The organism is Asanoa sp. NPDC050611, from assembly GCF_040654855.1.
Classification (GTDB): Bacteria; Actinomycetota; Actinomycetes; order Mycobacteriales; family Micromonosporaceae; genus Asanoa.
Genome location: NZ_JBFAIU010000019.1, coordinates 38,939 through 46,247, shown reverse-complemented (window position 1 = coordinate 46,247; position 7,309 = coordinate 38,939). Strand labels below are relative to the sequence as shown.

Here is a 7,309-nt window from a genome sequence, read left to right as displayed (position 1 = left end):
GGCGCCGCGGGTCCGCCGCGTGCGGCGGGCCGGTGCGGGCTCCTCGTCGGGCTGCGGCGCCATGAACAGCAGGGGCGCGGCGGCGGCCCGCCGGGTGCGCCGGCTCGGCGCGGGCTCCTCGGCGACGTCGAGCGGCTCGGTGGTGGCCTCCTCGGCCTCCTCGGCGTCCTCGTCCGTCTCGGTCGCCGCGCTCTCGGCCAGCTCCGCGTCGGCGTCAGGGGGCCCGGCGACGGCGGCGCCGGGCTCGACGTCACCGATGCCGGCGACGGGCTCGGCGGCGGGGTCGGCGGACTCCTCGGCGATCGCCTGGCGGGCGGACCGACCACGGCCGGGTGCGGGCTCGACGTCACCCAGGCCGGCGGCCGGGTCGGCGGCGGGGTCGTCGGACTCGGCCGCGACCACGGCGTCGACGGCGCGGGCCGCTGGGGCGGCGTCCTCGGTCGCGGCCTTGCGCCGCCGGGTCCGCTTCACCGGCGCGGCGTTCGTACCCTCTGCCGGGGACTCGCCCTCGGTGTCGGTTTTGGCGGCGGTTGTCGCCTTGCGCCGGCGACGCGTGGGCGGCGCCTCATCTCCCGAAGCTCCGGAGTCGGCGGGAGCGGCGGCGGCCGCGGTCGACTTGCGTGCCCTGGTGCGCTTGACAGGGGCTGCTGACGGCTCGGTGTCGGCGGCGGGCTCGTTGCCCTCGACCTCGCCGCCCGTTGGCTCGTTCTCGAGCATGGACGTTCTCCAGTTCTGACAACCCCGGGCGCGGGTGAGCGCTGCCACGCAGGGTCGCCGCAAAGTGTTTCCGGCCGAGCCCGCCGCGCGAGGCGGCGGGCAGACCGAAGTCTGGCGGGCTAAACGCCGATCACGTCGCCGCGGTCAGCGTTCACCGACGACAGCCCCGTCGCGGTCCGCCTCCAACGGATCCGCGATCGCCCCCTGCGCGGTCAGCCTGCCCTGCGCCAGCCGGGTCGCCCGTGGCGGGACCGGCGGCTCCAGGTCGGCCACCACACGGAGGCCGGCAAGGACGTCATCGGGTCGTACGGACGGGGTGACCTGCCGCACGACTACGTCGAGTATCGCACACGGCCCCGCGGAGGCTGTGCTGCGACCGATACCTGGACTGACAGTCGGCATGGAGGACCCGGGCCCCTGCGGGGCGGAAGCCGCCGGACCGGAATTGATCACCTCGATGGACGCCACCGCGTCCCGCGTGTCGAACGTGCGTCGGCCCTGCTTGGTCTGCCGCTCCACCAGGACTTCGGACGAGTCCCGAAATTTCGCGACAGCCTCCGACACATCGGCCAAAGCCAGCCCCGGCAGCTCGATCTGCCACCGTGACGCGTCGATCCGGTCGGCCAGGCTCGACGCCGACGCCGCCACGGCATCCAGCACGTCGAGGCCCGGCGAGAGCGCCGCGTCCAGCGCGCCGCGCACCCACGCCGGGTCGACCTCGCGCTGCAGGCCGATCTCCAGGTATTCCGCTTCGCTCGCCGTGCCGGTCGGCGCCGCGCTCGCGTACGAAATCTTGGGGTGCGGGGTGAAGCCCTGTGAGAACGCGATGGGCACCCCGGCCCGCTTCACCGCGCGCTCGAAGGCGCGGGCGAAGTCACGGTGTGAGGTGAACCGCAGCGGCCCCCGCTTGGCGTACCGGATCCGGATGCGCTGGACGACGGGCGCCTGCCCACCCTCCGGCTGTGGCTTCCTGCTGATCGCTGTGCTCCTCGCAAGTTCGGACCGTTCGCAACCATCCTCCCACCAACTAGCTTGACGGCATGACGGACGTCGACCCCAAGGCACGCATCGCGGGTGTTTTCGATCGGGCGGCGCCCACCTACGAGCAGACGGGGGTCGAGTTCTTCGGCCCGCCCGGGCGCGCGCTCGTCGCCCACGCCGGGATCAGGACCGGCGAGCGTGTGCTCGACCTCGGCTGTGGTCGGGGCAACGTCCTCTTCCCCGCCGCCACCGCGGTCGGCCCGACCGGCACCGTGGTCGGCGTCGACTTCGCGCCGACCATGCGGCAGCTCACGGCTGAGGCGGCGAAGGACCTGCCCTGGGTACGCGTGACCAGCGGCGACGCCGAGTTCCCGGACTTCCCACCAGCCTCGTTCGACGTGGTCACCGGCGGCTTCATGGTCTTCCTGATGGGCGACCCGGCCGCCGCCGTGGCCCGCTGGGCGCACCTGCTGCGCCCCGGCGGCCGGCTCGCGGTGAGCACGTTCGCCGAGTCGACCCCGGCCGGCCAGGCCTTCTACGCCGACCGCTCCGCCGCGCTGGCGCCGTTCCAGACCCCTGACCCGCAACAGGGCCTCGAGTCCAAGGAGGTCGGCGCCGCCCAGCCGGCGTGGGTGTCCGGCCTGTTCGACGGCGCCGACCTGACCGGCCTCACGACGGCCGAGCTGATCGTGTGCTCGGAGTTCGCGTCCGCCGACGCGTACTGGACGTGGTGGCTCTCCCTCGGCTCCCGCCGCCTGCTGGAGCGGGTGCCGGCGCGACACCAGCGGGCCGCCCGCGCGGCGATCGCCGCGGTGCTCGACCGGCACCTCCGCCGGCCGGGCGGCGGCTACCGCAGCGAGACGCCCATGCGGCTCACGGTCGCCCGGCGGCCGGGCTGAACACCGAGTCGAGGTATTCGTCGAGCACCCGCAGGCCGTCCTCCACCGTGTAGGTGCCGCTGAGCAGGTAGAGGCCCAGCCCCTCGACGAGCGCCAGCAGCGTGGTCGCGGCGGCGTAGGGCATCAGCGTCGCGAAGAAGTCGCGCAGCCCGAGCGAGCCCCGCCGCTGCACCTCGGCCACTTCGGGCCGGGTCGCCGCGTAGGCGAAGAAGGCCAGCGCCACCTTCCCGTCGGCCCGCCGCGCGTCGTCCAGCGGCAGCATCTGGGTGACCATCGCCCGCACGAGGTCGCGCGGCGCCGGCGACGGGCCCAGCGCGGTCACCGCCGCGCCGATCCGCGCCTCCGTGTGCCCGCTGACCACCTCCAGGGCGAACAGCATCATCTCGTCCTTGGTGCCGAAGTAGTGCTGCACCAGCCCCGTGGTCGCGCCCGCCTCGGCGGCGACGTGGCGCAGGCTCACGGCCTCCAGCCCACGCTCCGCGGCGACCCGCATCAACGCGTCGGCGATCAGCGTGCGCCGCTCGGTGGGGTCGACCCGCTTCGGCATGCGGCCATGCTTTCACATTGCGGTCGTATTGACGCGGAGCGTGTCCGCGTTTTACATTACAGTCGTGATGCAAAAGTTGGCGATAGAAGCGAAGGGCCTGGTCAAGCGCTACGGCGAGGTGACCGCGCTCGACGGGATCGACCTCGACGTGCGGGCCGGCACGGTGCTCGGGCTGCTCGGCCCCAACGGCGCCGGCAAGACCACCGCCGTGCGCGTCCTGGCCACCCTGACCCGCCCCGACGCCGGCACCGCGGCGGTGCTCGGCCACGACGTGACCCGCGACGGCCACCGCGTGCGCGAGCTGATCGGCCTCGCCGGCCAGCACGCCTCGGTCGACGAGGACCTCACCGGCCGGCACAACCTGCACCTGGTCGGTCGCCTGCTCGGCCTGTCCCGGCGTGACACCGCGGCCCGCGCGGCCGCGCTGCTCGCCGAGTTCGGCCTGGCCGACGCCGCGGACCGGCCGGTCAGGACGTACTCCGGCGGCATGCGGCGCCGCGTCGACCTCGCCGCGAGCCTGGTCAACCACCCGCGCGTGGTGTTCCTCGACGAGCCGACCACCGGCCTCGACCCGGTCGCCCGCGGCGCGCTCTGGGACCGCATCCGCGCGCTGGTCGCCGACGGCACGACCGTGCTGCTCACCACGCAGTACCTGGAGGAGGCCGACGCGCTCGCCGACGAGATCGCGGTGGTCGACCACGGCCGGGTGGCCGCCCGCGGCACGCCGACCGCGCTCAAGCGCCGGCTCGGCACCCAGACCCTCGACCTGCGGCTGGCCGACCCGGCCCGGGTCGACGACGCGGCCGCGCTGGTCGCGACCGTGGTCGGCGCGGTGCCGGCCCGCGTCGGCGAGCGGCTGAGCGTGCCCGTGGCCGACGGCGCGATGATGCCGGCCGTGGTGCGCGGGCTCGACGACGCGGACATCGAGGTGGCCGAGCTCGCGCTGCACCTGCCGAGCCTCGACGACGTGTTCCGCGCACTGACGACGAAGGCGATGGCGACATGAACGGACTCACCCAGTGCCTGACGCTGACCTGGCGCGGCATCGTCAAGCTCCGCCGGCACCCGGCGTCGCTGGCCGACGTGGTCTTCGGACCGGCCATCTTCCTCGTGCTGTTCGTCTACGTGTTCGGCGGCGCGATCTCCGGCAGCACCCGCGACTATCTGCAGTTCGTGCTGCCCGGCATGCTCGGCCTGATGACGCTGCTGGCCACGATGGGCGTCGGCGTCGCGCTCAACCAGGACGTCTCGAGCGGGGTCTTCGACCGGATCCGGAGCCTGCCGACGCTGCGCATCGCACCCCTCGTCGGCGCGATCGGCGGCGATGTGGTCCGGCAGGTCGTGGCGATCGTCGCGCTGCTCGGCTTCGGTGTCGCGCTCGGCTTCCGGTTCAGCACCGGTCCCCTGCCGGTGCTCGCCGCCTGCGCTCTCGCACTCGGTTTCGCACTCGCGCTGTCCTGGGTCTGGGTGCTGCTCGGCCTCGCGCTGCCCAACGCCCAGGCGGTGCAGGGCCTCGGCGCGGTGATCATCTTTCCGCTCTCGTTCGCCAGCAACATCTTCGTGCCGACCGACACGATGCCTGGCTGGCTGGCCGCGTTCGTCGAGGTCAACCCGGTGCGGCACCTGATGGACGCGCTGCGGGGGCTGATGCTCGGCGGCCCGGTGGCCCGCCCGGTGCTGATCACCCTGCTCTGGATGGCCGGGTTCGTCGCGGTGTTCGCGCCGCTCGCGCTGGCCGCCTACCGCAGGCGCAGCGTCACGTAGCCGGCGCCGTCGACCTCGTAGCGCTCGGTCTCGACGTACCCGTGCCGCACGGCGAAGCGCACCCCGTCCACGTTGGCCGCGAGCACGATGGTCTCGATCGCGACCGGATCGAGGGCACGCGCCGCGGCCAGCGCCCGGTCATGGATCAGCGCGCCGAAGCCGCGGCCGCGGCGCGCCGCGAGGACCCGCGCGATGACCACCGCCACGCCGTCGGAGTCCGGCGGCCGCACGGTCGAGTTGCCGACCGCGACGTCGCCGGCATAGGCGAGTTCCAACCGGTTCCGGCCGGCCCGCTCACGCACCTCGTCGAGGCTCAGCGGGCCGGCCGGGATGATCTCGTTGTGGATCGACCGCCAGAGGTCGAGCTCCGCGTCGTCAGCGGGACGGGTGAACCGCAGCTCAGCCATTCCCGCCGACCGGAGTCAGCGGCAGCAGCTTCCGGCCCGTGGGGCCGATCTGGATCTCGGTGTCCATGGACGGGCAGACCCCGCAGTCGAAGCACGGCGTCCAGCGGCAGTCGTCCTGCTCGTACTCGTTGGTCGAGTCCTGCCAGTCCTGCCAGAGCCAGTCCTTGTCGAGCCCGGAGTCCAGGTGGTCCCAGGGCAGCACCTCGAGCTCGTCGCGCTCGCGGGTGGTGAACCAGTCGAGGTCGACACCGAAGCCCGGCAGCACGTCGGCGGCCGCGTCGACCCAGCGCTGGTAGGAGAAGTGCTCGCTCCAGCCGTCGAAGCGCCCGCCCTGCTCCCACACGCGGCGGATCACGGCGCCGACCCGGCGGTCACCGCGGGACAGCAGGCCCTCGATCAGCGACGGCTGGCCGTCGTGGTAGCGGTAGCCGATCGCCCGGCCCAGCGAGCGGTCGCTGTTGATCGCCTGCTTGAGCAGCTTGAGCCGGTTGTCGATCACCTCGGGCGACTGCATCGAGGCCCACTGGAACGGCGTGTGCGGCTTGGGCACGAACCCGCCGATCGACACCGTGCAGCGGATGTCCTTGGAGCCCGTCGCGGCGCGACCGGCCTTGATCACCTCGTGCGCGAGGCGGGCGATCTGCAGCACGTCCTCGTCGGTCTCCGTCGGCAGGCCGCACATGAAGTAGAGCTTCACCTGGCGCCAGCCGTTGGTGTAGGCGGTGACGACGGTGCGGATCAGGTCCTCCTCCGACACCATCTTGTTGATCACCCGGCGGATCCGCTCGGAGCCGCCCTCAGGGGCGAACGTCAGGCCGGTCCGCCGCCCGTTGCGGGACAGCTCCTGCGCCAGGTCGATGTTGAACGCGTCGACCCGGGTGGACGGCAGCGAGAGCGAGACGTTGGTGCCCTCGTACTGGTCGGCCAGCCCTGAGCAGATGTCGCCGATCTCGGAGTGGTCGGCGCTGGACAGCGAGAGCAGCCCGACCTCGGAGAAGCCGGAGAACTCCAGCCCCTCTTTGACCATCTGCCCGACCGTGGTGATCGACCGCTCGCGCACCGGCCGCGTGATCATGCCCGCCTGGCAGAACCGGCAGCCGCGCGTGCAGCCCCGGAAGATCTCGACGGCGTACCGCTCGTGCACGGTCTCGGCCAGCGGCACGAGGGGCTTCTTCGGGTACGGCCACTCGTCGAGGTCCATCGTCGTGCGCTTGTGCACGCGGAACGGGACGCCGGCCCGGTTCGGCACGACCCGCTGGATCCGCCCGTCGGGCAGGTAGTCGACGTCGTAGAAGCGCGGCACGTAGACGCTCTCGGTCTTGGCCAGGCGCAGCAGCAGCTCGTCCCGGCCGCCCGGCGAGCCCTCGGCCTTCCACGCCCGGACCAGCGCGGTGACCTCGAGGACCGCCTCCTCGCCGTCGCCGAGCACGGCCGCGTCGAGGAAGTCGGCGATCGGCTCGGGGTTGAACGCGGCGTGGCCGCCGGCGAGCACGATCGGGTCCTCGTCGGTGCGGTCCCGGGCCAGCAGCGGAATGCCGGCCAGGTCGAGCGCGGTCAGCATGTTCGTGTAGCCGAGCTCGGTGGCGAACGAGAGGCCGAGCAGGTCGAAGGCCCGGACGGGGCGGTGCGCGTCGACGGTGAACTGCGGGACGCCGTGCTCGCGCATCAGCGCCTCGAGGTCCGGCCAGACGGCGTACGTGCGCTCGGCCAGCACGTCAGGTTGCTCGTTGAGCACCTCGTAGAGGATCTGCACGCCCTGGTTGGGCAGGCCCACCTCGTAGGCGTCCGGGTACATCAGGGCCCAGCGCACGGTCGTGGTGTCCCACTCCTTGCGCACCCCGCCCAGCTCGCCGCCGACGTACTGGATCGGCTTGCTGACCCGCGGCAACAGCTCCTCGAGCCGCGGCCACACGGTTGCGACGGTCATCGACCCCTCCTTCTTTCCCAATCCACCAGGGTACGCGGCGCGCCTGGGACGGTCGGCCGCGCGTACA

Annotated in this window: 7 protein-coding genes and 1 pseudogene; 3 read left to right on the top strand and 5 right to left on the bottom strand. The window is 73.0% G+C overall.

Annotation, left to right across the window (positions count from 1 at the left end; translation table 11 throughout):
• Together AB0H87_RS05505 and AB0H87_RS05500 are read right to left on the bottom strand one after the other, a co-directional pair.
• Window positions 1-717: pseudogene (locus AB0H87_RS05505) on the bottom strand (hypothetical protein); the annotation flags it as partial.
• 144 nt (window positions 718-861) lie between these two features.
• The gene (locus AB0H87_RS05500) at window positions 862-1,638 is read right to left on the bottom strand and encodes a TIGR03936 family radical SAM-associated protein (RefSeq protein WP_360140083.1); all 777 of its coding nucleotides are present in this window, start codon (window positions 1,636-1,638) and stop codon (window positions 862-864) included.
• Window positions 1,639-1,757: 119 nt separating this feature from the next.
• On the opposite strand from AB0H87_RS05500, the gene AB0H87_RS05495 reads away from it, so the two are divergent.
• A complete protein-coding gene (locus AB0H87_RS05495; protein WP_360140077.1) occupies window positions 1,758-2,597 on the top strand; it encodes a methyltransferase domain-containing protein in 840 nt (279 codons plus the stop codon).
• Here AB0H87_RS05495 and AB0H87_RS05490 read toward each other — a convergent pair.
• A complete protein-coding gene (locus AB0H87_RS05490; protein ID WP_360140074.1) occupies window positions 2,572-3,144 on the bottom strand; it encodes a TetR family transcriptional regulator C-terminal domain-containing protein in 573 nt (190 codons plus the stop codon). The two genes, AB0H87_RS05495 and AB0H87_RS05490, sit on opposite strands and share 26 nt — an antisense overlap.
• Before the next feature lie 67 nt (window positions 3,145-3,211).
• Here AB0H87_RS05490 and AB0H87_RS05485 point away from each other — a divergent pair, with 67 nt between their 5' ends.
• Window positions 3,212-4,150: an ATP-binding cassette domain-containing protein gene (locus AB0H87_RS05485; RefSeq protein ID WP_360140080.1), complete on the top strand. Its 939-nt coding sequence runs from the start codon at window positions 3,212-3,214 to the stop codon at window positions 4,148-4,150.
• Complete coding sequence (locus AB0H87_RS05480; protein WP_360140071.1) at window positions 4,147-4,908, top strand: ABC transporter permease; 762 nt, start codon at window positions 4,147-4,149, stop codon at window positions 4,906-4,908. Before AB0H87_RS05485 ends, AB0H87_RS05480 begins: the two co-directional genes overlap by 4 nt.
• Here the strand turns inward: AB0H87_RS05480 and AB0H87_RS05475 are convergent.
• Together AB0H87_RS05475 and AB0H87_RS05470 are read right to left on the bottom strand one after the other, a co-directional pair.
• The gene (locus AB0H87_RS05475) at window positions 4,884-5,315 is read right to left on the bottom strand and encodes a GNAT family N-acetyltransferase (protein ID WP_360140068.1); all 432 of its coding nucleotides are present in this window, start codon (window positions 5,313-5,315) and stop codon (window positions 4,884-4,886) included. The two genes, AB0H87_RS05480 and AB0H87_RS05475, sit on opposite strands and share 25 nt — an antisense overlap.
• Window positions 5,308-7,242: a TIGR03960 family B12-binding radical SAM protein gene (locus AB0H87_RS05470; protein ID WP_360140065.1), complete on the bottom strand. Its 1,935-nt coding sequence runs from the start codon at window positions 7,240-7,242 to the stop codon at window positions 5,308-5,310. Before AB0H87_RS05470 ends, AB0H87_RS05475 begins: the two co-directional genes overlap by 8 nt.
• Window positions 7,243-7,309: the final 67 nt, after the last annotated feature.

Coding starts and splice junctions, on each gene's coding strand:
- AB0H87_RS05495 (WP_360140077.1), top strand. CDS start 1,758: ATGACGGACGTCGACCCCAAGGCACGCATCGCGGGTGTTTTCGATCGG.
- AB0H87_RS05490 (WP_360140074.1), bottom strand. CDS start 3,144: ATGCCGAAGCGGGTCGACCCCACCGAGCGGCGCACGCTGATCGCCGAC.
- AB0H87_RS05485 (WP_360140080.1), top strand. CDS start 3,212: ATGCAAAAGTTGGCGATAGAAGCGAAGGGCCTGGTCAAGCGCTACGGC.
- AB0H87_RS05480 (WP_360140071.1), top strand. CDS start 4,147: ATGAACGGACTCACCCAGTGCCTGACGCTGACCTGGCGCGGCATCGTC.
- AB0H87_RS05475 (WP_360140068.1), bottom strand. CDS start 5,315: ATGGCTGAGCTGCGGTTCACCCGTCCCGCTGACGACGCGGAGCTCGAC.
- AB0H87_RS05470 (WP_360140065.1), bottom strand. CDS start 7,242: ATGACCGTCGCAACCGTGTGGCCGCGGCTCGAGGAGCTGTTGCCGCGG.